General features: G+C 71.9%; 21 protein-coding genes and 1 pseudogene. 14 read left to right on the forward strand and 8 right to left on the reverse strand.

Annotated elements, in window-relative coordinates; translation table 11 throughout:
* Positions 1–10: 10 nt before the first annotated feature.
* Complete coding sequence (locus ACIPWY_RS11450; RefSeq protein ID WP_362902275.1) at positions 11–328, reverse strand: heavy-metal-associated domain-containing protein; 318 nt, start codon at positions 326–328, stop codon at positions 11–13.
* A gap of 114 nt (positions 329–442) precedes the next feature.
* Entirely contained in the window at positions 443–709 is a 267-nt protein-coding gene (locus ACIPWY_RS11455; protein ID WP_362902277.1) for a hypothetical protein, read from the reverse strand.
* A gap of 234 nt (positions 710–943) precedes the next feature.
* On the opposite strand from ACIPWY_RS11455, the pseudogene ACIPWY_RS11460 reads away from it, so the two are divergent.
* A pseudogene (locus ACIPWY_RS11460) lies at positions 944–1,149 on the forward strand (cation:proton antiporter); the annotation flags it as partial.
* Between the two features lie 107 nt (positions 1,150–1,256).
* Complete coding sequence (locus ACIPWY_RS11465; protein ID WP_362902279.1) at positions 1,257–2,285, forward strand: zinc-dependent alcohol dehydrogenase family protein; 1,029 nt, start codon at positions 1,257–1,259, stop codon at positions 2,283–2,285.
* On the opposite strand, the gene ACIPWY_RS11470 is transcribed toward ACIPWY_RS11465, so the two are convergent.
* From ACIPWY_RS11470 to ACIPWY_RS11480, 3 genes are all read right to left on the reverse strand, one after another.
* Positions 2,272–2,883: a GNAT family N-acetyltransferase gene (locus ACIPWY_RS11470; RefSeq protein WP_393701769.1), complete on the reverse strand. Its 612-nt coding sequence runs from the start codon at positions 2,881–2,883 to the stop codon at positions 2,272–2,274. The genes ACIPWY_RS11465 and ACIPWY_RS11470 overlap by 14 nt on opposite strands.
* 143 nt (positions 2,884–3,026) lie before the next feature.
* Complete coding sequence (locus tag ACIPWY_RS11475) at positions 3,027–3,224, reverse strand: MerR family transcriptional regulator (protein ID WP_362902283.1); 198 nt, start codon at positions 3,222–3,224, stop codon at positions 3,027–3,029.
* Positions 3,225–3,487: 263 nt separating this feature from the next.
* Positions 3,488–4,390 carry a sugar phosphate isomerase/epimerase family protein gene (locus tag ACIPWY_RS11480; RefSeq protein WP_401532897.1) on the reverse strand — a complete coding sequence of 301 codons (903 nt, stop codon included), beginning with the start codon at positions 4,388–4,390 and terminating at the stop codon, positions 3,488–3,490.
* A 143-nt stretch (positions 4,391–4,533) separates the two neighbouring features.
* Here ACIPWY_RS11480 and iolC point away from each other — a divergent pair, with 143 nt between their 5' ends.
* From iolC to ACIPWY_RS11510, 6 genes are all read left to right on the forward strand, one after another.
* Entirely contained in the window at positions 4,534–5,517 is a 984-nt protein-coding gene (iolC, locus tag ACIPWY_RS11485; protein WP_393701773.1) for a 5-dehydro-2-deoxygluconokinase, read from the forward strand.
* A gap of 71 nt (positions 5,518–5,588) precedes the next feature.
* Positions 5,589–6,476 (forward strand): deoxyribose-phosphate aldolase, encoded by an 888-nt coding sequence (locus ACIPWY_RS11490; RefSeq protein ID WP_362902692.1) that lies wholly within the window; start codon positions 5,589–5,591, stop codon positions 6,474–6,476.
* A gap of 30 nt (positions 6,477–6,506) precedes the next feature.
* Positions 6,507–7,316, forward strand: coding sequence for a 5-deoxy-glucuronate isomerase (gene iolB / locus ACIPWY_RS11495; RefSeq protein WP_401533083.1), 810 nt, complete (start codon positions 6,507–6,509; stop codon positions 7,314–7,316).
* Positions 7,313–9,178, forward strand: coding sequence for a 3D-(3,5/4)-trihydroxycyclohexane-1,2-dione acylhydrolase (decyclizing) (iolD, locus tag ACIPWY_RS11500; protein ID WP_362902291.1), 1,866 nt, complete (start codon positions 7,313–7,315; stop codon positions 9,176–9,178). Before iolB ends, iolD begins: the two co-directional genes overlap by 4 nt.
* A gap of 123 nt (positions 9,179–9,301) precedes the next feature.
* A complete protein-coding gene (mmsA, locus tag ACIPWY_RS11505) occupies positions 9,302–10,813 on the forward strand; it encodes a CoA-acylating methylmalonate-semialdehyde dehydrogenase (protein ID WP_362902293.1) in 1,512 nt (503 codons plus the stop codon).
* A gap of 492 nt (positions 10,814–11,305) precedes the next feature.
* A complete protein-coding gene (locus ACIPWY_RS11510) occupies positions 11,306–12,724 on the forward strand; it encodes an APC family permease (protein WP_362902295.1) in 1,419 nt (472 codons plus the stop codon).
* A gap of 19 nt (positions 12,725–12,743) precedes the next feature.
* On the opposite strand, the gene ACIPWY_RS11515 is transcribed toward ACIPWY_RS11510, so the two are convergent.
* A complete protein-coding gene (locus tag ACIPWY_RS11515) occupies positions 12,744–13,163 on the reverse strand; it encodes a GNAT family N-acetyltransferase (RefSeq protein WP_362902297.1) in 420 nt (139 codons plus the stop codon).
* A 115-nt stretch (positions 13,164–13,278) separates the two neighbouring features.
* On the opposite strand from ACIPWY_RS11515, the gene ACIPWY_RS11520 reads away from it, so the two are divergent.
* From ACIPWY_RS11520 to ACIPWY_RS11540, 5 genes are all read left to right on the forward strand, one after another.
* Positions 13,279–16,065, forward strand: a complete 2,787-nt coding sequence (locus ACIPWY_RS11520; RefSeq protein WP_401532901.1) for an alpha/beta fold hydrolase — start codon at positions 13,279–13,281, stop codon at positions 16,063–16,065.
* Positions 16,062–16,925: an ABC transporter permease gene (locus tag ACIPWY_RS11525; RefSeq protein ID WP_401532903.1), complete on the forward strand. Its 864-nt coding sequence runs from the start codon at positions 16,062–16,064 to the stop codon at positions 16,923–16,925. Before ACIPWY_RS11520 ends, ACIPWY_RS11525 begins: the two co-directional genes overlap by 4 nt.
* A gap of 149 nt (positions 16,926–17,074) precedes the next feature.
* Complete coding sequence (locus ACIPWY_RS11530; RefSeq protein WP_362902303.1) at positions 17,075–18,700, forward strand: von Willebrand factor type A domain-containing protein; 1,626 nt, start codon at positions 17,075–17,077, stop codon at positions 18,698–18,700.
* 288 nt (positions 18,701–18,988) lie between these two features.
* Entirely contained in the window at positions 18,989–19,129 is a 141-nt protein-coding gene (locus ACIPWY_RS11535) for a hypothetical protein (RefSeq protein ID WP_362902305.1), read from the forward strand.
* A gap of 115 nt (positions 19,130–19,244) precedes the next feature.
* Positions 19,245–20,981 (forward strand): ABC transporter ATP-binding protein, encoded by a 1,737-nt coding sequence (locus tag ACIPWY_RS11540; RefSeq protein ID WP_393701783.1) that lies wholly within the window; start codon positions 19,245–19,247, stop codon positions 20,979–20,981.
* A 2-nt stretch (positions 20,982–20,983) separates the two neighbouring features.
* Here ACIPWY_RS11540 and ACIPWY_RS11545 read toward each other — a convergent pair whose 3' ends face one another.
* Positions 20,984–21,958: an aldo/keto reductase family oxidoreductase gene (locus ACIPWY_RS11545; RefSeq protein ID WP_393701785.1), complete on the reverse strand. Its 975-nt coding sequence runs from the start codon at positions 21,956–21,958 to the stop codon at positions 20,984–20,986.
* 22 nt (positions 21,959–21,980) lie between these two features.
* Positions 21,981–22,478, reverse strand: a complete 498-nt coding sequence (locus ACIPWY_RS11550; RefSeq protein WP_362902311.1) for an SCP2 sterol-binding domain-containing protein — start codon at positions 22,476–22,478, stop codon at positions 21,981–21,983.
* A gap of 131 nt (positions 22,479–22,609) precedes the next feature.
* On the opposite strand from ACIPWY_RS11550, the gene ACIPWY_RS11555 reads away from it, so the two are divergent.
* Complete coding sequence (locus tag ACIPWY_RS11555; protein WP_362902313.1) at positions 22,610–23,290, forward strand: TetR/AcrR family transcriptional regulator; 681 nt, start codon at positions 22,610–22,612, stop codon at positions 23,288–23,290.
* Positions 23,291–23,437 lie beyond the last annotated feature (147 nt).

Here is a 23,437-nt window from a genome sequence, read left to right on the forward strand (position 1 = left end):
CCAGGAAGGCTCAGGCCCTGCCGGTCAGCTCGTAGCCCGCCTCGTCGACGGCGGCCCGGACTTCCTCCTCGTCGAGGGGCGCCGCGGAGACGACGGTCACCTGTCCCGTGGAGGCCACGGCCTTCACCGACATGACGCCCGCCAGGCCCGAGACCTCGTCCGACACCGCGCCTTCGCAGTGGCCGCAGGTCATCCCGGTCACCTGGTACACGGTGGTGACGGCCCCCTCGGTGCTCCCGGCGGCGTCCGAGTGGCACGAACCGCTGGGCGAGCAGCAGGAACCGGTCGACTCGGCGTCGATCTGGGGGAGCTCGGTCTGGGCGCTCATGTCGTTCTCCTTGTCGAAGGCCGGGTGCTCCCGGTCGGTGCAGGCGTGCGGCGTAGCGTGCGAGTCAGGTGCCGGGGCGCTCCCGGGACCTCCTGACACTCGGACTGTATACCCCTAGGGGGTATTTCTCCAAGAGGGATCGCGGCGGGTGAGTGAACGTACCCAGGCGATCCCCGCGAGCGAGATGATCACGAGACCGCCCACCGGGAAGAGCGTGAAGAGGTGCTCCTGGGCGCCGGTCGGCTGCGGGATGCAGCCCTCCGCGAGGAGCGGGAGGGGCAGGTCCGCGGCGGTGAGCCGGGTGACGATCCAGATCGCGATGCCGTGCATGGAGTCCCACAGAGCGTGCAGCAACGAGACGCCCGGATACGTGAGCACCACCGGTGCCGCGAAGCGATAGCGCCCGTTCGGCTTGCGGAAGGCCGGCAGGACGGCGCCGGAGATCGCGGTCCACGGTCCGCGCCCGAGCGGCGCGAGCGGATCTGCGGCACGGGCGACGGGGGCCGTTCGGGGCCGGGGACGCGGGCTCGGGGCGCGCCGGGCGGCTGTGTGTGCGTCACGGCAATTCCCTCTGGGTGGGGGAGATTTGTTGGGAGTTTATGGTAAAGACCCGATATGTCGCAGCCTGGGACGCTCATTCCGATCATGACCATCGCGGTCCTCGCGCCGCTGCTGGCCTACGGAATCGGCCGCTGGCTCCCGGTGCCCCTGGTGATCTTCGGATCCTCCTCGGCATCCTGATCGGACCCGACGTCCTCGGCTGGGCGGGCGAGGAGCAGGTCAGCGGCACCCTCTCGGAACTCGGCCTCGCCATGCTGATCGGCGGGAGGGGGCGGAGTCGTGGTGACCGTACGAAGGGGCTTACGTTCGGGGCCGTAGGCCGTAGGCCGTAGGGCCTCAGCGGGCGATCGAGCGAGGGGTGTGGGCGATGCGGGCTGTGGTGTTCGAGAGGTTCGGGGAGCGGGCCGAGGTGCGGGACGTGCCCGATCCGGTGGCCGCGCCGCACGGTGTGGTGGTGCGGGTCGAGGCGACGGGTCTGTGCCGCAGCGACTGGCACGGCTGGATGGGCCACGACCCCGACATCCGGCTGCCGCACGTGCCCGGCCACGAACTCGCCGGCGTCGTCGAGGCGGCCGGCGGCCTCGTGACCGGCTGGCGCCCCGGCGACCGGGTCACCGTCCCCTTCGTGTGCGCCTGCGGCACCTGCCCGTCCTGTGCGGCCGGTGACCAGCAGGTGTGCGAACGCCAGACCCAGCCCGGGTTCACGCACTGGGGGTCCTTCGCCGAGTACGTCGCCCTCGACCACGCCGACGTGAACCTGGTCGCCGTCCCGGACGGGCTGTCCGCCGCGACGGCGGCGGGGCTCGGCTGCCGTTTCGCCACCGCGTTCCGGGCCGTGGTCGCGCAGGGCCGGGTGGCCGCGGGGGAGTGGGTCGCCGTGCACGGGTGCGGCGGCGTGGGCCTGTCCGCCGTGATGATCGCGGCGGCGAGCGGGGCGCGGGTCGTCGCGGTCGACATCTCGCCCGCCGCGCTGGATCTCGCCCGCACCTTCGGCGCCGCCCACTGCCTGAACGCCTCCGAAGTGCCCGATGTGGCCGCTGCCGTAAGGGAGTTGACCGGCGGCGGCGCGCATCTGTCGCTCGACGCCCTCGGCTCCCCGGCCACCTGCGCCGCCTCGGTGGGCGGCCTGCGGCGCCGCGGCCGCCATGTGCAGGTCGGCCTGCTGCCGCAGGACCCGGTCGTGCCGATGAGCCGGGTGATCGGCCTCGAACTCGAACTCCTCGGCAGCCACGGGATGGCCGCGCACGCCTACCCGGCGATGCTGGAGATGGTCGCCTCCGGCACCCTGCGCCCCGACCTCCTGGTGACCCGGACCGTCCCCCTGACCGCCGCACCCGGCGCCCTGGAGGAGATGGGCCGTACGCCGGGCGCCGGAGTCACCGTCATCGAGCCCTAGAAGGCGTCGCATCGCCGTTCGGCCGGCCCCGGTGCTCGGCCCACTCCGGGGCGAGGACCGACATCAGCGTCTCGTCGTACCACTGCCCGTCCCGCAGGACCGACTGCCGGACCACGCCCTCCTCGACGAAGCCCACCTTCTCGTAGACGTGGCGCGCCCGGTGGTTGTGGCTGAACAGGTCCAGGGCGACGCGGTGCAGGCCGAGGCGCTCGAAGCCGTGGCCGACGATGAGGCGCACCGCCTCCGTGCCGATGCCCCGGCCGCGTCCCGCGGGGCCGACGAGGGTGCGGAAGGTGCAGCTGCGGTGCGCCGGAGACCATTCGTGGAGCACGACCTCGCCGAGGAGTTCGCCGGTGGCGCGGTCGGTCACCGCGAGGTCGAGGCGGTCGGGCTGCGCGGAGCGTGAGCCGTACCAGGCGCGCAGGGACTCGAGCGTGAGGTCGCTCGGTGAGTCGCCGGTGAAGCGGCGGACCTCCGGGTCGTCGATGATCTCGGCCATCGTGTCCGCGTCCGCGGCGGTGAACGGCCGCAGGACAGTTTTCTCGCCGGTCAGGACGGGTTTGACGGAGAATCCGGTGGCCTGGGGTTCTTGGGTCATCCGGGGATTGTCCGGAGGGTCGGCCTCGCGGGGCAATCGAATATGCGGGCGGGCGCACGAGGTTGGCGGTGCGCCGCGTGACGGCGCCGCCCCGCGCACCGACATGCGTGCGGGGCGGCGCCGTCCGGGTGGCGGCTTTCCGGTCACTCCCGGAGTCCGCGGTTACGGGGGCGGGAGGCGACCCAGGCGCGGACGGTGTCCGCGTACCAGTACGGCTTTCCCGACTCCACGTGGTCCGGCGGGGGCAGCAGACCGTGCTTGCGGTACGAGCGCACGGTGTCCGGCTGGACCCGGATGTGCGCGGCGATGTCCTTGTACGACCAGAGCCTTCGGTCGGTCATGAGTGGCTCCTTGCTGCGGGTGCCGCAGCTGCCGGCCCGTGGGTGGCCGTCGGGGGAGCTGCGGCGCGAACGCTGGCGATCAGTCAGCCTGTGCCCGGACAACGACCCACCCGGAGCCGAGGCGAGGGGCTGTCGACGGGGTGTGACGCAAGACCCGCGTACACGGGACATGTGTGACAGGAAAGGGGTGTTTGTGACGCGAGTGACGCATTGGCGGCGCGTGGACGGCGTGTACGCAGGGGTGATCGGCCCCTGAGGAATCCCTACACCCCGCACGACCTCAGATAGCCCCGGGTGCGGCGGGCGACGGGCAGCGGACGGTCCGGCTCGCACGGGTACATGTCCTGCTCGACGATCGCGAAGAGATCGACGTCCAGGCGCCGCGCCGCCGCGATGACGGGCTCCAACGCGGGCTCCCCGGCCGGGGGTTCGCACATCACGCCGCGCGCCACGGCCGGCCCGAACGGGATACCGCCCGCGCGGACCTCGGCGAGCACGGCCGGGTCGACCTGCTTGAGGTGGAGGTAGCCGATGCGTTCGCCGTACGTCTCGATGAGCTTGACGCTGTCACCCCCGCAGTACGCGTAGTGGCCCGTGTCCAGGCAGAGGGACACGAGGTCCTGGTCGGTGGAGTCGAGGAAACGGGCGACGTTCTCCTCGCTGTCGATGTGGGTGTCGGCGTGCGGGTGGACGACGATCCGCAGGCCGTACCTCTCGCGGACCTCGTGGGCGAGCCGCTCGGTCTGCGTGGTCAGGTCGCGCCACTGCGCCGCCGTGAGCGAGGAGTCCTCGATGACCTCGCCCGTCTTGTCGTCGCGCCAGAACGCGGGGATGACGACGAGATGCCCGGCGCCGGTCGCGCGCGTGAGGTCGGCGATCGCCGAGACGTGTTCCCAGGTCGCGTCCCAGACGCCGGGGCCGCGGTGCAGGCCCGTGAAGACGGTGCCCGCCGATACCTTCAGGCCGCGCCGTCCCGTCTCCTCGGCGAGCGCGGCCGGGTCCGTGGGCAGATAGCCGTACGGGCCGAGCTCGATCCACTCGTAGCCCGCCTCGGCGACCTCGTCGAGGAAGCGCCGCCAGGGGACTTGGCGGGGGTCGTCGGGGAACCACACGCCCCAGGAGTCGGGTGCCGAGCCGATGCGGATGCGGGGTGACATCGTCGTCATGGAGCCAGCCTTCAGGGCGCCGGAGACGAGTGTCAAGACGTGGTCCGAATGTCCGGACAAAATGTTGACAGGGTCTTGTGGCAGGGCTAGACCTGAGCCTGAGACCGCCGAAGGGGGCGCGCGCCCCGCCGAAGGGAATCCGTATGCAGCCCAGTCCCGGCGAGCCGTACGACGTGATCACGATGGGCCGGATCGGCGTGGACCTCTATCCGTTGCAGGCCGGCGTGCCGCTGGCCGACGTGGACACGTTCGGGAAGTTCCTGGGCGGTTCGTCGTCGAACGTCGCGGTCGCCGCGGCCCGGCTCGGGCGCCGCACCGCGACCGTCACCCGCACCGGAGCCGACCCCTTCGGGGAGTATCTGCACCGGCAGCTGCGGGAGTTCGGCGTCGACGACCGCTGGGTCACGCCCGTCCCGGGCCTGCCGACGCCCGTCACGTTCTGCGAGGTCTTCCCGCCGGACGACTTCCCGATCTACTTCTACCGCCTGCCCAAGGCGCCCGACCTGGAGATCCGCACCGCCGAACTCGACCTGGACGCCATCAGGGCGGCCCGCGTGTTCTGGATGACCGGGACCGGGCTGAGCCAGGAGCCGAGCCGCTCGGCCACCCTGGCCGCGCTGGCGCACCGGGCGAAGGCGGGCATCACCGTCTTCGACCTCGACTGGCGCCCGGTGCTCTGGGGGGAGGAGGCCTTGGCCGATCCGGGCGCGGCCCGTCCCTTCTACGCCGAGGCCCTGCGCCACGCCACCGTCGCCGTCGGCAACGTCGACGAGGTCGAGATCGCCACCGGCGAGCGCGAACCGTCCGCGGCGGCACGGGCGTTGCTCGACGCCGGGGTCCGCCTCGCCGTCGTCAAACAAGGACCCAAGGGCGTCCTCGCGATGAGTGAGGACGGCAGTTACGCGGAGGTGCCGCCGCTGCCCGTCGACGTCCTCAACGGACTCGGCGCGGGGGACGCGTTCGGCGGCGCCCTGTGCCATGGACTGCTCGCCGGCTGGGAGTTGGAGAAGATCATGCGGTACGCGAACGCGGCGGGCGCGATCGTCGCCTCCCGTCTGGAGTGCTCGTCGGCGATGCCCACCCGCGACGAGGTCGAGTCCGCACTCACGGCGGGAGAGGTCCGATGAGCCGGGCAGGCAAGGTCGGCCGGAGCAGCCCGGGACATGTTCCCGCGCGCGACGGCCGCGACGGCCGGGACATGAGCGTCGATCCCCTGAAGCTGGTGCGGCTGCGGGCCCACCACCCCGAGGCCGTCGCCGAGGCCGCGGCGCGGCGGGCGCGCAGGCCGCTGCTCGCGCAGGAGACCGGGCGCCTGCTGATCGTCGCCGCCGACCACCCCGCGCGCGGCGCCCTCGCCGTGGGGGAGCGGCCCTTCGCCATGGCCGACCGCGCCGACCTCCTCGGACGCCTGTGCCTCGCCCTGGCGCGGCCCGGCGTCGACGGGGTGCTCGCCACCGCCGACATCCTCGACGACCTGCTCCTGCTCGGCGCGCTGGAGAACAAGATCGTCCTCGGCTCGATGAACCGCGGCGGCCTCGCCGGGGCCTCCTTCGAACTCGACGACCGCTTCACCGGACACCGGCCCGCCGACCTGCACCGGCTGCGGTTCGACGCCGGCAAGCTGCTCCTCCGCATCGACTACGACGACCCGGGCTCGCTGCGCACCATGGAGTCCGCGGCCCGCGCCGTCGACGAGATGGCGGAGCTCCGCCTGCCGGTGTTCGTCGAGCCGTTCCTGTGCCGCAGGGACCCGGCGCGCGGGACCCTGCACAGCGACCTGAGCGCCGACGCCGTCACCACGTCCATCGCCATCGCCTCCGGCCTCGGCGGCAGCTCCGCGTACACCTGGCTCAAGGTGCCCGTCACGGACAACCCCGACGACATGGCGCGCGTCATGGAGACCTCGACGCTGCCCGCGGTGCTGCTCGGCGGCGATGTGGGCGACGACCAGGACGCGGCGTACGAGAAGTGGCGGCACGCCCTCCAACTGCCCACCGTGCAGGGTCTGGTGGTGGGGCGCTCGCTGCTGTACCCGGCCGACGGGGATGTGGCGGGCGCGGTCGACACCGCCGCGTCGCTGCTGTAGGAGGGGACGGTGACGAACGTGACGGATCCTCTGAACCCGTACCTGCCCCGGGGAAGTGCCGCCGAGGGGCCGTATGCCCTGGCCGTCGGCCCGGAGCGGGCCGGCTGGTCCCGCGCGGGGCTGCGAGTGATCGAACTGGAGCCCGGACAAACGCACGATCTGGACACCGGCGCGAGTGAATGGATCGTGCTGCCCCTGACAGGTGGTTGCACGGTCCACACGGAAGGCCGGATCATCGAACTGCTGGGCCGGGAGAGCGTGTTCGGCGGGGTCAGCGACTTCGCGTACGTGCCCCGCGACGCCCATGCGCAGATCGCCTCCGGCGCGGGAGGCCGCTTCGCCCTGGCAGGAGCGAAGTGCGAGCGTAAGCTCCCCGCCCGCTACGGCCCCGCGCCGGAGGTTCCCGTCGAGCACCGAGGCACCGGCACCAGCGCCCGCCAGGTGCGCAACTTCGCGTCCGCCGACGCCTTCGAGTGCGACCAGCTCATCGCCGTCGAGGTGATCACGCCCGGCGGCAACTGGTCCTCGTACCCGCCCCACAAGCACGACGAGCACCGGCCGGGCGTCGAGACCGAGCTGGAGGAGATCTACTACTTCGAGATCGAGGGGCCCGGCGGGTACGGCTACCAGCGCGTCTCGCCGTCCCGGCCCGGCGGCACCGACCTGCTCGCCGAGGTCCGTACGGGCGACGCGGTCCTCGTCCCCGACGGGTGGCACGGCCCGTCGATCGCGCAGCCGGGACACACGATGTACTACCTGAACGTGATGGCGGGACCGGGCGCGGAGCGGGAGTGGCGGATCTGCTTCCACCCGGACCACCTGACGGAGGGATACCGATGACGCGGCTCACCACAGCACAGGCCCTCGTGCGGTTCCTGTCCCGGCAGTACACCGAGCGCGACGGCGAGCGGCGCCGCCTGATCGACGCGACCTGGGGCATCTTCGGGCACGGGAACGTCGCCGGGATCGGCCAGGCCCTCCTGGAGTACGCCGACGACATGCCCTTTCACCAGGGCCGCAACGAACAGGCCATGGTGCACGCGGCCGTCGGCTTCGCCCGGCAGAGCGGCCGGCTCTCGGCGCAGGCCGTGACCACGTCCATCGGCCCCGGCGCGACCAACCTCGTCACCGGCGCCGCGCTCGCCACGATCAACCACCTGCCCGTCCTGCTGCTGCCCGGCGACACCTTCGCGACCCGGCCCGCCGACCCCGTGCTCCAGCAGCTCGAGGTCCCTTACGCGGGCGACGTGTCCGTCAACGACTGCCTGCGCCCCGTCTCCCGTTACTTCGACCGGATCACCCGGCCCGAGGCCCTGATCCCCGCGGCCCTCGCCGCGATGCGCGTCCTCGCCGACCCGGTCGACACGGGCGCGGTCACGCTCGCGCTGCCGCAGGACGTGCAGGCCGAGGCGTACGACTGGCCCGACGCCTTCTTCGAGGAGCGGGTGTGGGGCGTGCGCAGGCCCGCGCCCGACCCGAGCGAGCTGGCCGAGGCCGTCCGCGCGGTGCGTGCCGCGCGCAGGCCGCTGCTCGTCGTGGGCGGCGGCGTCCACCACAGCCGGGCCGAGGAGGCGCTGGCGGAGTTCGCCGACGCGACCGGGATCCCCGTCGCCTCCACCCAGGCCGGCAAGGGCTCCCTGCGCTGGGACCACCCGTCGGACGTCGGCGGCATCGGCCACACCGGCACCGCGCCCGCGAACGAACTCGCCCGCACCGCCGACCTCGTCATCGGCGTCGGCACCCGCTACACCGACTTCACGACCGCCTCCGGCACCCTCTTCGGCGCCCGCGTGCGCTTCCTCAACCTCAACATCGCGGCCTCCGACAGCCACAAGATGGCGGGCCTGCCGCTGGTCGCCGATGCCCGCACCGGCCTGGAGGAGCTCACGGCCGGGCTGCGCGGCCACCGCGCGGAGCCCTCGTACGTCATGGAGTACACCGACGACAAGGAGCGCTGGGAGTACCGCGTCGACGCCTGTTTCACGGCCGAGGACGACCTGGTGCACCCCACCCAGCCGCAGGTGCTCGGCGCGCTCGACGGCCTCGTCACCGAGGACGACATCCTGATCAACGCGGCCGGTTCGCTCCCCGGCGACCTGCACAAACTGTGGCGGGCCCGGTCCCGCGACCAGTACCACGTCGAGTACGGCTACTCCTGCATGGGCTACGAGATCCCGGCCGCGATCGGCGTCGCGCTCGCCGCGCCGGGGCGGCCCGTGTGGGCGCTCGTCGGCGACGGCACATATCTGATGATGCCGACCGAGATCGTCACCGCCGTCCAGGAGAACATCCCGCTCAAAGTGGTCCTTCTCCAGAACCACGGGTACGCGTCCATCGGCGGGCTCTCGGCCTCGGTGGGTGGCGAGGGGTTCGGCACCGGCTACCGCTTCCCGGCCGCCGACGGCACGTACACGGGTGCCCCGCTGCCCGTCGACCTCGCGGCCAACGCGGCCAGCCTCGGCATGACCGTGCTGCGCGCGAAAACCGTCCGTGATCTGCGGGAAGCCCTCGCGGCGGCGCGCGCGGCGGACGGTCCCACATGTGTCTACGTGGAGACCGAAACGGCAGACACAGTGTCGGGCGCGCCCCCCGCGCAGGCGTGGTGGGATGTGCCCGTGGCCGAGACAGCGACCAGACCGTCGGCGGTCAAGGCCCGCGAGGAGTACGACCGGCACGTCACCGCTCGACGCCGCCGGCTGTGAAGAACGTGAACGGCCCGAAGTGCCTGAATCACCTGCAAGACCTGCAAGACCCGTAAGACCCGCAACACCCGTAAGACCCGTAAGACCCGAAACACCCGTGGGACCCCTAAGGAGCTTGCCCTCATGACGACCGACGTCAAGACCGTCAACCACTGGATCGGCGGGAAGACCGTCGAGGGTGTCTCGGGCAATTACGGCCCGGTGACCGACCCCGCGACCGGCGCCGTCACGACGCAGGTCGCCTACGCCGGCGTCGACGACGTCGATGCCGCGGTCGCCTCGGCCAAGGCCGCGTACGCGACGTGGGGCACCTCGTCCCTCGCCAAGCGCACCGCGATCCTCTTCAAGTTCCGCGCGCTGCTCGACGCCAACCGCGACGCGATCGCCGAGCTGATCACCGCCGAGCACGGCAAGGTCCACTCGGACGCGCTCGGCGAGGTCGCCCGCGGCCTGGAGATCGTGGACCTGGCCTGCGGCATCACCGTGCAGCTGAAGGGCGAGCTGTCCACCGAGGTCGCCTCGCGCGTCGACGTCTCCTCGATCCGCCAGCCGCTCGGTGTCGTCGCCGGCATCACGCCGTTCAACTTCCCGGCCATGGTGCCGATGTGGATGTTCCCGCTCGCCATCGCGTGCGGCAACACCTTCGTGCTGAAGCCGTCGGAGAAGGACCCGTCGGCGTCGATGAAGATCGCCGAACTGCTCTCCGAGGCCGGTCTGCCCGACGGTGTCTTCAACGTCCTGCACGGTGACAAGGTCGCCGTGGACCGCCTTCTGGAGCACCCGGACGTCTCGGCCGTGTCCTTCGTGGGCTCGACCCCGATCGCCCGCCACATCCACACCACCGCCTCCGCCAACGGCAAGCGCGTGCAGGCGCTCGGCGGCGCCAAGAACCACATGCTGGTCCTGCCCGACGCCGACCTGGACGCCGCCGCCGACGCCGCGGTCTCCGCCGCGTACGGCTCCGCGGGCGAGCGCTGCATGGCCATCTCGGCCGTCGTGGCCGTGGGCTCCGTCGCCGACGAGCTCGTCGCGAAGATCAAGGACCGCGCCGAGAAGATCAAGATCGGCCCGGGCAACGACCCGACCTCGGAGATGGGCCCGCTCATCACCGCAGCGCACCGCGACAAGGTGGCGTCCTACGTCACCGGCGCCGCGGCCGAGGGCTGCGAGGTCGTCCTCGACGGCACCGGCTACACGGTCGAGGGCCACGAGGACGGCCACTGGATCGGCCTCTCCCTGCTCGACCGCGTCCCCACGACGGCCAAGGCCTACCGGGACGAGATCTTCGGCCCGGTCCTGTGCGTGCTGCGCGTCGACACGTACGAGGAGGGCGTGGCGCTCATGAACGCCTCGCCGTTCGGCAACGGCACCGCGATCTTCACCCGGGACGGCGGCGCCGCCCGCCGCTTCCAGCTGGAGATCGAGGCGGGCATGGTCGGCGTGAACGTGCCGATCCCGGTGCCGGTGGGCTACCACTCCTTCGGTGGCTGGAAGGACTCGCTCTTCGGCGACCACCACATCTACGGCAACGACGGCACGCACTTCTACACCCGCGGCAAGGTCGTCACCACGCGCTGGCCCGACCCGTCCGACGCCCCCGCGGGCGTGGACCTGGGCTTCCCGCGCAACCACTGAGGTCCCGGCAGCACCAGGTGCCCCGGCCGCTGTGCAGCGCGGCCGGGGCACCTCTGTATGCACCTCTGTATGCACCTTTGTATGCACCTCTGCATGTGCCTCTGTGCCGCCCATGGCGCCGGGAAAGTGTCCGGAGTGCGGACGAATTCCAGCGGACTTCGGAGCCGGGGCTGCGGTTCCCGTACGTAGGGGATGTATCGGGTGTCCCAGTCGACATCGTCTGTTCACCTGGGAAAGCAAGGTCATCGATCCGAGCCACCTGATGGAATCCATCTGGCGCGGCGAACCGGCTTGGAAGTGGCCCTAGTTGGATCAAGAGTCCGGTGCGGAATCCGCAGCTAAACGGCCGTTGACGTTCCGGATTTCGCACGGTGCAATGACGCGCCGGGAGCGGACGGACAACCCCCATCGCGACAGCCCTTCGGAGGCGATAGCGCTCCCCGCCCGAGTATCAGCAACATCTGCCGCACGAGTCGATCGGAACCGCTCTCCATGTCCGACACGCTTCGCACCAGCCCCACGACCGTCACCGAGGAGCTCCTCGCGCCCCTCGGCAACACGGCCAGTCCCCAGAAGCTCAAGCGTTCCATCGGCGTCGTCGGCGGCACCCTGCTCACGCTCTCGTGCGTGACGCCCGCCTCCACGCTCTTCGTGGTCGTCCCCGACCTGTTCTCCTCGCTCGGCACCGCCACCGCCCTCACCATCGGGATCGGCTCGCTGCTCTGCATAGCCGTCGCGTTCTGCTACTCGGAGCTGGGCACCCTCATCCCCAGCGCGGGCGGCGAGTACGCCATGGTGTCGACGCTCGCGGGCCGCCTCGCCGGCTGGCTCGTCTTCGTGCTCTCGCTGCTCGTCGTCGTGATCGTGCCGCCCGTCATCGCGATGGGCACCGCGGACTACCTCGCCCCGATCGTGCACCTGCCCGCCTCCGGCGCCGGAGCGGGCGTCATGCTCCTCGCCACCCTCGCGGGCCTGCTCGACCTGCGCGCCAACGCCTGGATCACCGGCATCTTCCTCGTCCTCGAGGTCATCGCCGCCGGAGTCGTCGCCGTCCTCGGCTTCTCGCACTCCGAGCGCGGCGCCGGCTCCCTCGTCGACCTGCACGTCACCGGGGCGGGCGGCCACACCGACACCGTCACCGCGATGCTGATCATCTCCGGGCTCGCCATCGCCCTCTTCATCACACAGGGCTTCTCGACCGCGGTCTACCTCTCCGAGGAGCTGGAGAACCCGCGCCGCAACGTGGCGCGCACGGTGCTCGCGACCCTGGCCATCTCCACCGTGATCATCCTGGTCCCGGTCATCGCCATCACCATGGGCGCCCCCGACCTCGCCGCCCTCACCAGCGGCAACATCAGCGGCATGGTCGAGGCCTGGTCCAACTCCGCCGTCGGCACCTTCGTCAGCCTCTGCGTGGCCCTCGCGATCATCAACGCGGGCATCGTCATGGTCATCCAGAACTCCCGCGTCCTGTTCGCCTCGGCCCGCGACAAGTCCTGGCCCGAGCCGGTCAACAACGCCCTCTCCAAGCTCGGCCGCTTCGGCTCCCCCTGGGTCGCGACCCTCGTCGTGGGCGTGCCCGGCGCGGCCCTGTGCTTCGTCAACCTCGACACCCTGTACGGCGTGACCGGCGTCTCCGTCACCGGCATGTACCTCCTGGTCGCCGTCGCCGCGCTGCTCGCCCGCCGCGGCTCCCACCGCGACCAGCCGGCCTGGCGCATGCCGCTGTGGCCCGCGGTCCCGGTGGTCCTGATCGCCGTACTCGCCTACATCCTCAGCCAGCAGGAGGTCTCCTACCTGCTGTGGACCGGCGGCATCACCGCCGTCGCCACCCTCTACTGGGTGCTGTACCTGCGACCGCGCAAGGACACCCGCTGGCTGGTGTCGATCCCCGAGGACGCGCAGGCCTGAGCATCCCCAGGGGCCCGGCTCAGACGAACGACCACTCGACGACGGCGCACACCCCGCCGTCCTTGCCGCCCGCGCCGCGATACGTCGCGAGCGCGGGCGCGTTGTCGGTGTCCACCCCGACCCACATCCCGTAACAGCCCCGCTCGCGGGCCAGCGCGGCCAGCGTCTCGACCAGGGAGCGGCCGATGCCGCGGCGCCGGAACGCCTCGGCCACCGACAGCTCGTACAGGAACATCTCCACCCCCTTGTCCGGGTGGACCGTCTCGACCCCGCTGACGAAGCCCACCGGCTCGTCGCCCTCGTAGGCCAGGAAGAGATGGTGGCCCGGGGTCCGCAGGAAGCGGGCCGAGGCCTCGGGGAGTGCGGGCCCGTCGAACAGGGGCCCGGCAGCGGTCAGTTCGTCGACGGTGCGCGCGCGGCGGATGTCGGATTTCTGCATGGTGCTTCGTACCACGAGCGGTGTACGCGGGGGCGGGACCCTACTCCCCAAGGAGGTCCGGCGGTTCAGCCCGGGGGCTGCCCCCGCTGTCGGTGGTCGCCCGTACCGTTGACGCATGGATCTACGACTGACCGGTCCGCGGGCCAGGCCGCGGCGGTGGGCTGCCGCCGCCGCTGCCGTTGTGGTGCTCGCGGGCGCCGGTACGTGGACGGCCGCGGCCGCCTCGGACGACGCGCCCTCCGTGCAGCGCCGCGACGCGGTGATGGATACGGGCGGAGCCAGGATCGACACGTCCTACTTCACGACGCCCGGATCCGAGCGCCGCCCAGCCGTCCTGCTCGCCCACGGCTTCGGCGCCAGCAAGGACGACCTGCGCGCCCAGGCCGAGGGCCTCGCCCGCGACGGATACGCCGTGCTGACCTGGTCGGCGCGCGGCTTCGGCCACTCCACCGGCAAGATCGGGCTCAACGACCCGAAGGGCGAGGTCGCCGACGCCTCCAAGCTCATCGACTGGCTGGCGAAGCGCCCGGAGGTCCAGCTCGACAAGAAGGGTGACCCGCGCGTCGGCGTGACCGGCGCCTCGTACGGCGGCGCGGTCTCGCTGCTCGCCGCCGGGTACGACGACCGGGTCGACGCCATCGCCCCGCAGATCACGTACTGGAACCTCGCCGACGCGCTGTTCCCTCAGGGCGTCTACAAGAAGCTCTGGGCCGGCCTGTTCATCAACACGGGCGGCGGCTGTGACCGGTTCGAGCCGCAGCTGTGCCGCATGTACGAGCGGGTCGCCGAAGCCGGCAAGCCCGACGCCGCGGCCCGCGCACTCCTCGAAGAGCGCTCGCCCGTCGCCGTCGGCAAGCGCATCAAGGTGCCCACGCTCCTGATGCAGGGCCAGACCGACTCCCTGTTCCCGCTCGGCCAGTCCGACGCGGCCGCCAAGGCGATCCGGGCCAACGGCGCGCCGGTCGACGTCGACTGGATCGCCGGCGGGCACGACGGCGGCGACCGCGAGACCGGGCGCGTCGAGGCGCGCGTCGACTCCTGGTTCGACCGCTATCTGAAGGACGACAAGACCGCCGACACCGGCCCCGCCTTCCGCGTCACCCGCACCGGAGGCATCGACTCCACCGACGGCGCCGCCCAGTTGCGCGGCGCGAGCGGCGACACGTACCCGGGCCTCGCGAACGACCCGCGGCGCGTGCCCCTGACCGGGCGCGAGCAGCGCGTCGACAACCCCGCCGGGGCCAGCCCGCCCGCCATCTCGAACCTGCCGGGGCTCGGAGGCGGTGGCGGCGGCGGACTCGGCCGGCTGTCCTCCCTCGGCGTCGGCCTGTCCCTCGACTTCCCCGGGCAGTTCGCCCGCTTCGACTCGGCGCCCCTGCGCGACGACCTGCGCGTCACCGGGTCCCCGACGGTGACGGTGCACGTCGCGTCCGACAGCGACGACGCCGTCCTGTTCGGCAAGGTGTACGACGTCGCGCCGGGCGGCGGGTCCCAGCCGGTGCTCCCTTCCCAACTCGTCTCACCCATCAGGGTGGTGGGCTCCGGATCCGATGGCGGCAAGGACGTCACCCTCACCCTCCCCGCCGTCGACCACGACGTGCAGAAGGGGCACCGGCTGCGCCTCGTCCTGTCCTCCACGGACCTCGGCTACGCGTCCCCGGCGCACCCCGCCACGTACACCGTCTCCGTCAAGAGCCCGCTGTCCGTGCCCACCGCACCCGCCGTGCGGACGGCCGCGGCGCCGCTGCCCGCCTGGGTGTGGTGGCTGCCCCTCGCGGGCGTCCTGGCGGCGCTCGCCCTGCTGCTCACCGGCCGCCGCCGCGCGAGCGCGGGAGCCCCCGACCAGGCCCTCGCCGACGTCCCGCTCCAGATCACCGACCTGAGCAAGAAGTACGCGAGGTCCGCCGACCGGTACGCCGTCCGTGACCTGTCCTTCCGCGTGGAGAAGGGCCAGGTCCTCGGCCTCCTCGGGCCGAACGGCGCGGGCAAGACCACGACCCTGCGCATGCTGATGGGCCTCATCAGGCCCGACGGCGGCGAGATCCGCGTCTTCGGGCACGCCATCAGGCCGGGCGCGCCCGTCCTGTCGCGGGTCGGCGCGTTCGTCGAGGGCGCGGGCTTCCTTCCGCACCTGTCGGGGCGCGAGAACCTGGAGCTGTACTGGGCGGCCACGGGCCGCCCCGCCGAGGACGCGCACCTGGACGAGGCGCTGGAGATCGCCGGGCTCGGCGACGCCCTCGCCCGCGCCGTGCGCACCTACTCGCAGGGCATGCGCCAGCGCCTCGCCATCGCGCAGGCCATGCTGGGCCTGCCCGACCTCCTCATCCTCGACGAGCCGACGAACGGCCTGGACCCGCCCCAGATCCGCGAGATGCGCGAGGTCATGATCCGGTACGCGGCAGCGGGCCGCACCGTCATCGTCTCCAGCCATCTCCTCGCCGAGGTCGAGCAGACCTGCACGCACCTGGTGGTCATGGACCGCGGCCGGCTGGTGCAGACGGGTCCGGTCGCCGACATCATCGGCTCCGGCGACACACTCCTGGTCGGCCTCGCCGCGGACATCTCCGACGCACTGGTGGAGAAGGTGGCGGCGCTGCCCGACGTGGAGTCGGCGGCCCGCGCTGACGGCGGACTCCTGGTCCGTCTCGCCGCCCCCGCGCACGCGGGTGTCCCGGCGAGGGTTCCGGCGGTTCCCGCGGCGGTCGCCACGGAGAGTGCCCCGGCCGGACCGGAGGACCTGGCGTCGTCCCCGGCCCTCATGCCGCCCGCACCCGACCGGGCGACGGCCGCCGCCAGGCTCCTCGCCGAGCTGGTCCGGCTCGATGTGCCGGTCGCATCGCTCGGCCCGCACCGCCGCCTCGAAGACGCGTTCCTGACCCTGATCGGAGGCGAAGCCGGATGACCGCGCTCGTCGAGCCCACCGAGGTGGCGCCCGGATACCGCGCGCGCCACACCCTGCCCCTGCGGGTCGAGGCCGTACGCCAGCTGAAGCGCCGCCGCACACTCGTCATGGGCGCCGTCCTCGGCCTGCTGCCGTTCGTCCTGGTCGTCGCGTTCGCCATCGGCGGGGACCCGGCCGGGCGCAACGGCCAGGTGACGCTGATGGACACGGCCACCGCGTCCGGCGCCAACTTCGCCGCGACGTGCCTGTTCGTCTCGGCCGGGTTCCTGCTCGTGATCCCCGTGGCCCTGTTCTGCGGTGACACGGTCGCCTCCGAGGCCGGCTGGTCCAGCCTGCGCTACCTCCTCGCGGCGCCCGTGCCCCGCGCCCGCCTCCTGTGGAGCAAGCTCACCGTGGCGCTCGCCCTCAGCCTCGCCGCGATGGTCCTGCTCCCCGTCGTCGCCCTCGCGGTCGGCACGGCCGCGTACGGCTGGGGCCCGCTGGAGATCCCGACCGGCGGCGCACTCTCCGCGGGCACCGCGGCACAGCGGCTGCTCATCGTGGTCGCGTACGTCTTCGTGTCCCAACTGGTCACCGCGGGACTCGCGTTCTGGCTGTCGACGAAGACCGACGCGCCGCTCGGCGCGGTCGGCGGCGCGGTCGGGCTCACGATCGTGGGCAATGTCCTCGACGCGGTGACGGCGCTCGGCGACTGGCGCGACTTCCTGCCCGCGCACTGGCAGTTCGCGTGGGCGGACGCCATCCAGCCGCGCCCGGAGTGGGGCGGGATGATCCAGGGGACGGCGGTCTCGGTAACGTACGCCGTCATCCTGTTCGCCCTGGCCGTCCGGGGTTTCCGGCGCAAGGACATCGTCTCGTAGGTCTCCGGACGATCACCTTCCGGCCTCGGCGGGCGCCCTCCGTAGCCGCATCGAGATTCATCCGCAACGCCTCCGACTGCTCGTTCCGGCCGTCTCGGACGTCACATTCACAAGTGGTGACGCACGATCGGCGAACCGAGGGGGCACGGATGAGGCCTGACAGCGAGCACCGGGCAGAGGACCGCGACCGTACGCGGGCATCGGCGCGGGCGCGAAGGCGGCCATGGCCGCGGGGCCGGGGGCGGGCGCGGGCGGCCGGGCTGCTCGCGGCGGCGCTCGTGGGCGGGCTCCTCGTCTCCGGGTGCGGCGGCGGGAGCGACGGCTCCTCGGCGGACCACGGCAAGGCGCGGCGCACGGGCCCGCTGCCCGCGCCCGCCCCGGCCCGCCCGTCCGCACCGGCGACACCCGCGCCGGGCACCGAGGCCGACGGCGAGCAGCGCGACATCGCGCCGAGCCCGTCCCCGACGCCCGCGGACTACCTCTCCACGTTCGCCCTCGACGTCGACACCGCGTCGTACGGCTATGCCCGCCGCACTCTCGCCGACGGGCGCCTGCCCGACCCGAAGACCGTGCGGCCCGAGGAGTTCATCAACAGCTTCCGTCAGAACTACCCGCGCCCGGAGGGCAACGGCTTCTCGGTGACGGCCGACGGAGCCCGCGCCGGCGACGAGGGCTGGTCCTTCCTCCGGGTCGGCCTGGCCACCGGTCCGGCGGCCCCGGCGTCCGAACGCCCGCCCGCCGCGCTCACCTTCGTCATCGACGTCTCCGGCTCCATGGCCGAACCCGGAAGGCTCGACCTGGTCAAGCAGTCCCTCGGCGTCATGACCGACCAGCTGCGCTCCGACGACTCCCTCGCACTGGTCACCTTCAGCGACACGGCCGAGACCGTGCTGCCGATGACGCGCGTCGGCGGCGCCCGGGGACGGGTCCACGACGCGATCGACAGCCTGGAGCCGATGTCCTCCACGAACCTCGACGCGGGCGTGCGCACCGGGTACGACACCGCGGTCGAGGGCGCGCGGCCCGGCGCCACCAACCGCGTCGTCCTGCTCTCCGACGCGCTTGCCAACACCGGTGAGACCGACGCCGACGCGATCCTCGACCGCATCTCCGACGCCCGCCGCGAGCACGGCATCACGCTGTTCGGCGTAGGCGTCGGCAGCGAGTACGGCGATGCCCTGATGGAGCGCCTCGCCGACAAGGGCGACGGCCACACGACGTACGTCTCCACGCCCGAGGAGGCCCGGAAGGTCTTCTGCGACGAGCTGCCGCAGAACATCGAACTGCGCGCCCGCGAGGCCAAGGCACAGGTCGCCTTCGACCCGGGGACCGTGCAGCGGTTCCGGCTCATCGGCTACGACGACCGCCAGGTCGCCGACGACGACTACCGCGACGACCGTGTGGACGGCGGCGAGGTCGGCCCCGGTCACACCGTGACGGCGCTGTACGCGGTGCGGCTGCGCCCGGGCGCGAGCGGCCACGTCGCCACGGCGGGCGTGCGCTGGCTGGACCCCACCACGCGCGCCCCGCACGAGGAGACAACCCAGATCGAGGCCTCCGCGCTGGACACGGACGTCTGGCGCTCCAGCCCCGGCCTCCAACTCACAGCCACGGCAGCCTATTTCGCCGACTCCCTGCGTCAGGGCGCACTGCCAGGAGCCCCCACGCTGCCCCAACTTGCCTCACGCGCCGACAAGTTGGCCCATTCGACGGAGGACAAGGACGTACGGCAGCTCGCGGAAGCGATACGCAGGGCCGACGAACTCCAGACCTGAGTCGCGTGCCCGGGTTTCGTGCGAATGCGAGAAGCTGTCATTTCTCCCTGTAAGTTCTGGGTGAATATCGAGGCAGAGTAATTGGCCGCCGAATGGCCCGGCGTAAATTCTGTGTGAGTGGCCGATCAATTCCTGAAGGCTGATGAGAATTGAACTCAGACGCAACTGATCGAGTTCTCATCCAATTTGGTGGTTCCGGGGGCTGGAGCGCGCGTAGTGTTTTCCGTGTCGAAGCCGAACAGGGCTTACGGCAAACGGAAAAGCATCACCGAGAAAGGGACAACCCTCATGAGCTTCCACAAGGTCGCCCCCGTCAGGAAGACCCGCAAGCCCGGCGCGAAGCCGGCCGCTGCACACCAGGCCGCGCCCAAGCCGAAGCGGCAGCCCCGCCGCCGTCCGGTCGGCAACAAGGCCGGCAAGGACTGCTGAACCGTGCCGTCGAGGCGGGCCCCCGGAGTGTGCCGGGGGCCCGCCTCGGCCGTGTTCCCGGTTGGAACACAGAGAGTTGAGAAAGCCGGAGGAGTCGGATGGGTTGGGGGATTTGGTGGAGCGTAGAAGCACGGGTGCCCGTCAGGCGTTCCGGCGTTTCTGGCCGTTGACGCGCGGTGACCGCAGATGGCTGGTCCTGATCATTGTCTGCGTCGTGGTCGCCGCGCTTGCCGAGACAGCCTCGATCCTGATTTTCGCGAATCTCACCGACCATGCGCTGGCCGCGGGATCGCTCTCCGCATTCTGGGTGCCCGCCGCGCAGTGGCTCGGTGTCGCCGTGATCGGCGCCGCGGTCGGATATGCCGGAAACTCGCTCGCGGTATGGACCGCGGAGCGGTTCGTCCTGCGGCTGCGCGCCGGGGTGTTCCGTCATGTGCAGGGGATGCCCCCGCACTTCTTCCAGAAGCACCGGCAGGGCGATCTCGTCGAGCGGCTCACCGGTGATGTCGAGGCCATCGAACAGATGGTGGTGTCCGGCGTGGTCGGCACCGCTTCCGCGCTGTTCTCCACCGTCTTCTACGCGGCCGCCGCCCTCTGGCTTCGCTGGGACCTCGCCCTCGTCACCTTCCTGCTCGCCCCTCTCTTCCTCATCGCCGCCCGCCGCTTCGCCGGCCGCATCAAGTCCGCGGCCCGTGACGAGCGCACCGCCGACGGCGCCATCACCTCGGTCGTCGAGGAGTCCCTCGGCAACGTCGTCCTCACCCAGGCCTACAACCTGCGCCGGGACGAGGAACGCCGACTCGACCGGGAGGCCCGTGCGTGGCTGCGCGCCTCCGTGCGCGGCGCCCGCGCGAGCGAGCTGTACGAGCAGTTCGTCGAGGTCGTCGAGACGCTGTGCGTGCTGGCCGTCATCGGATTCGGCGCCTGGGAGATCGCCGCGGGCCGTATGACGCTCGGCGATCTGCTGGCCTTCGCGGCCTTCATCGGCTACCTCTATCCGCCGATCCGCAACCTCGGGCAGCTGGGCCTCACGCTCACCGCCGCCACGGCCGGAGCGGAACGGATCCAGGAGGTCCTCGACGCCGAGCCCGCCGTGACCGACCCCGTCTCACCCCGGCCGGCCTGGCCCGTGCGCGGCCGCGTCAGCCTCGAGGGCGTCACCTTCCGCTACCCGGACGCCCCCGCGGAATCGCTGACGGACGTGTCCCTGACCGCGGAGCCCGGCGAACTCGTCCTGATCACAGGGGAGAGCGGAGCAGGCAAGTCGACCCTCTCCAAGCTGCTGCTGCGCTTCTACGACCCGACGGCGGGGACCGTACGCCTCGACGGGGTGCCGCTCACCGACGTACCGCTGGAGTTCCTCCGCGAGAACGTGGCCCTGCTGCCCCAGAAGACCCTGATCCTGCACGGCACCATCCGCGAGAACATCGCCTGCGGCCTCCCGGGCGCCGGCGAACGGGAGATCCGGCAGGCCGCACTGGACGCGGCCGCCCACGAGTTCATCACCGGCCTGCCCGAGGGCTACGACACCCGGATCGCCCCGGGCACCGCCGCCCTCTCCGGCGGCCAGCTCCAGCGCATCGCGATCGCCCGTGCCATGCTGCGCGGCGCCCCCGTCCTCGTTCTCGACGAGCCGACCGCCGGACTCGACGCGCTGTCCGCACGACGCGTGGTGCAGCCGCTGCGCCGGCTGATGGCGGGCCGTACGACCGTCGTGATCACCCACGATCTGGCGCTGGCGCCGGACGCGGACCGCATTCTCGTCGTGGACCGCGGCCGACTCGTGGAGTGCGGTACGCACAGCGAACTCCTCGCCCGGGGCGGGGCGTACGCGCGGCTGCGCAGCGCCTAGCCCTAGGGGAGCGCCGCCCCCCGGGCCGTCACCCACAGCTCGTACCACTCCTCGTGGGTGAGTTCGGGGTCGCGGCGGGCGGCGTCGGCGCAGGCGTGGATGCGGGCCGGGTTCGCGGTGCCGATGACCGGGGCGATGCGGGCCGGGTGGCGCTGGAGCCACCACAGGATGATCGTCTCCGGGGTGGTGTGCTTCTTCTCGGCGAGTTCGGCGACCAGCCGTGCCGTGGCGTCCTCGGCGGGGGTCGCCTCCCGGCCCGTGTAGCTGCCCTGGGCGAGCGGGCCCCACGCCTGGAGGCGGATCCCACGGTCGACGCAGTGCTCCAGGGTGCCGAGCGGGAAGCCGTTCCTGGCGGCCTCGGGTGTGTTCACCAGCACCCCGGCCTCCACCCAGTCCCGGCTCTTCAGGCTCATCTCCAGCTGGTTGGCGACCAGCGGGAAGTCCAGGTGGGACTGGAGGTGGGCGATCTGGTGGGCGCTCATGTTGGAGACGCCGAAGCTCCGTACGAGGCCCTGTTCCTGGAGCGAGCTGAGGGCCTTGGCGACGTCGCCCGGGTCGGCCAGCGGGTCGGGGCGGTGCAGCAGCAGGACGTCGACGTGGTCGGTCCGCAGCCGGGTCAGGCTCTCCTCGAGGCACCGCACGATGCGGGCGCCGCGCAGGTCGTACACCCCCGGGCGGTCGCCGTCGGCGAGGCGGATCCCGCACTTGGTCTGCACGGTGATGCGCTCGCGCAGCCCGGGTGTCCTGGCGAGCACCTCGCCGAACACGGCCTCGGCCTTGCCGTTGCGGTAGATGTCGGCGTGGTCGAACGCGGTGATGCCGCTGTCGAGGGCCGCCTGCACGGCGGCCTCGGCGGCGTCGATGTCGGCGGACCGGTAGGGCGCGGAGTCCCAGCTCCCGCCCAGTCCCATACACCCGTAGATCAGCCGGTCCTGGTCGGTGTGCGATTGCGTGTGCGTGTGCGGTGGTGTAGTCACGCGGGCAGCGTAGGCCCCGCTCTCACGGCTTCGGGATGTCGAAGTAGCGGTTGAGGCCCGCGGCGAGGGCGACATCGCCGGTGATCCTGACCTTGCGCAGCATGAACATCGTGACGGGACTCTGGTTGCCCGACACCAGTTTCAGGAAGTCCGCGTCGCCCATGGCGAGCGTGACGCGGGGCGTGGCGTCGGAGCGGCCCTCGGTGACCGTGCAGGTCCCGTCCGCGATCGCCGCCTCGTACACGGTCGCTTCGCGGTCCTTGGTGTCCTTGGTGCCCTTGGCGCTCGTGACCTTCCAGCGGATCAGCGCCTGGAGCGAGCCCGCCGGCTCCGGCTTGAACTGCCGCTCCATGCGCGCGAAGACCTCCTTGAGGATGCGCGCCCGCAGCTCGGTGTCCCGCGCGATCCCGTCGATCTCCTTGGGCGTCAGGCCCTTCACGATCTTCGCGAACTGCTCGGGAGTGACCGCCGAGAAGTCGAGGCCGGCAATCCCCTCACGCGTGCTGATGTCCTCGCTCATGGAACCCTCCGTGTGCCGAAACTGCTTACCATTCAGTAAACTTACCAACCGGTAAGGTTACGGCCGGGGCAGATGGGCTGACAAGTGTGACGGGTACAACGGGCGATCCGGCAGAAGGCCACGGGGGGTCCGTGGCGGGTCCCGGGGTGAAAGGTGACGGCGTACGCGCTCCCGCCGGGCGCCGGCGCCGCGTGCCGCGCCGCGAGCGCGAGCAGCAGATGATCGACGTCGCCGTACGGGTCTTCGCCAAGCGCGGCTACCACGCCGCGTCCGTCGACGAGATCGCCGAACTCGCGGGCGTGTCGAAGCCGATGGTCTATCTCTACCTCGACTCCAAGGAGGGTCTCTTCCTGGCGTGCCTGCGCCGGGAGTCGGACCGGCTCGTCGCCGCGTTCCAGGGGGCGGCGCGGGCGGGCGGAAGGCCCGAGGAGCGGCTGTACGCGGGTCTCGCCGCGTTCTTCGCGTTCGTCGCGGGACACCGTGACAGCTGGGTCGTCCTGCACCGCCAGGCCTCCGAGCTCAGCGCAGCCATCGCCGCCGCGGTCGCCGAGGCCCGCCGCGCCGTCATGGCCGAGGTCGCGGGCCTGGTCAGGGACGGCATCGCGGACAGCGGCCGGGGAGCCCTGCTCGACGGCGGGGACGCCGACTTCGTGGCGCACGCGCTCGTCGGCGCCGCGGACTCGCTCACCGACTGGATGGAGCGCCACCCCGGCCAGTCGCCCGACGGGATGGCGCTGCGGCTGATGAACATGGTGTGGGTGGGGATGCGGCACGTCCTCGACGGCGAGGTCTGGACCCCGCGCGACGCCTGACCCGCGACCGGCCCGCGCCGGCTGATCGCGTCCGCCCCATTGAAATTCTGTTACGCGTCGGTAAGTTGACTGCCGAGTAAGGGCCTGAGGCCGGACAAGTCTCCAAGGCCGAGCAAGTCTGCAGGGCCGAGCAAGTCTGCAAGTCTG

Source organism: Streptomyces sp. NPDC090032, from assembly GCF_044748025.1.
In the GTDB taxonomy this organism is placed as follows: Bacteria; Actinomycetota; Actinomycetes; order Streptomycetales; family Streptomycetaceae; genus Streptomyces.

Excerpts from the sequence above, each read along its gene's own strand:
- ACIPWY_RS11465 (WP_362902279.1), top strand. The coding sequence starts at position 1,257 with ATGCGGGCTGTGGTGTTCGAGAGGTTCGGGGAGCGGGCCGAGGTGCGG.
- ACIPWY_RS11525 (WP_401532903.1), top strand. The coding sequence starts at position 16,062 with ATGACCGCGCTCGTCGAGCCCACCGAGGTGGCGCCCGGATACCGCGCG.
- iolD (WP_362902291.1), top strand. The coding sequence starts at position 7,313 with ATGACGCGGCTCACCACAGCACAGGCCCTCGTGCGGTTCCTGTCCCGG.
- ACIPWY_RS11475 (WP_362902283.1), bottom strand. The coding sequence starts at position 3,224 with ATGACCGACCGAAGGCTCTGGTCGTACAAGGACATCGCCGCGCACATC.
- ACIPWY_RS11510 (WP_362902295.1), top strand. The coding sequence starts at position 11,306 with ATGTCCGACACGCTTCGCACCAGCCCCACGACCGTCACCGAGGAGCTC.
- ACIPWY_RS11535 (WP_362902305.1), top strand. The coding sequence starts at position 18,989 with ATGAGCTTCCACAAGGTCGCCCCCGTCAGGAAGACCCGCAAGCCCGGC.
- ACIPWY_RS11480 (WP_401532897.1), bottom strand. The coding sequence starts at position 4,390 with ATGACGACGATGTCACCCCGCATCCGCATCGGCTCGGCACCCGACTCC.
- ACIPWY_RS11530 (WP_362902303.1), top strand. The coding sequence starts at position 17,075 with ATGAGGCCTGACAGCGAGCACCGGGCAGAGGACCGCGACCGTACGCGG.
- mmsA (WP_362902293.1), top strand. The coding sequence starts at position 9,302 with ATGACGACCGACGTCAAGACCGTCAACCACTGGATCGGCGGGAAGACC.
- ACIPWY_RS11490 (WP_362902692.1), top strand. The coding sequence starts at position 5,589 with ATGAGCGTCGATCCCCTGAAGCTGGTGCGGCTGCGGGCCCACCACCCC.
- ACIPWY_RS11450 (WP_362902275.1), bottom strand. The coding sequence starts at position 328 with ATGAGCGCCCAGACCGAGCTCCCCCAGATCGACGCCGAGTCGACCGGT.
- ACIPWY_RS11515 (WP_362902297.1), bottom strand. The coding sequence starts at position 13,163 with ATGCAGAAATCCGACATCCGCCGCGCGCGCACCGTCGACGAACTGACC.
- iolC (WP_393701773.1), top strand. The coding sequence starts at position 4,534 with ATGCAGCCCAGTCCCGGCGAGCCGTACGACGTGATCACGATGGGCCGG.
- ACIPWY_RS11550 (WP_362902311.1), bottom strand. The coding sequence starts at position 22,478 with ATGAGCGAGGACATCAGCACGCGTGAGGGGATTGCCGGCCTCGACTTC.
- ACIPWY_RS11520 (WP_401532901.1), top strand. The coding sequence starts at position 13,279 with ATGGATCTACGACTGACCGGTCCGCGGGCCAGGCCGCGGCGGTGGGCT.
- ACIPWY_RS11470 (WP_393701769.1), bottom strand. The coding sequence starts at position 2,883 with ATGACCCAAGAACCCCAGGCCACCGGATTCTCCGTCAAACCCGTCCTG.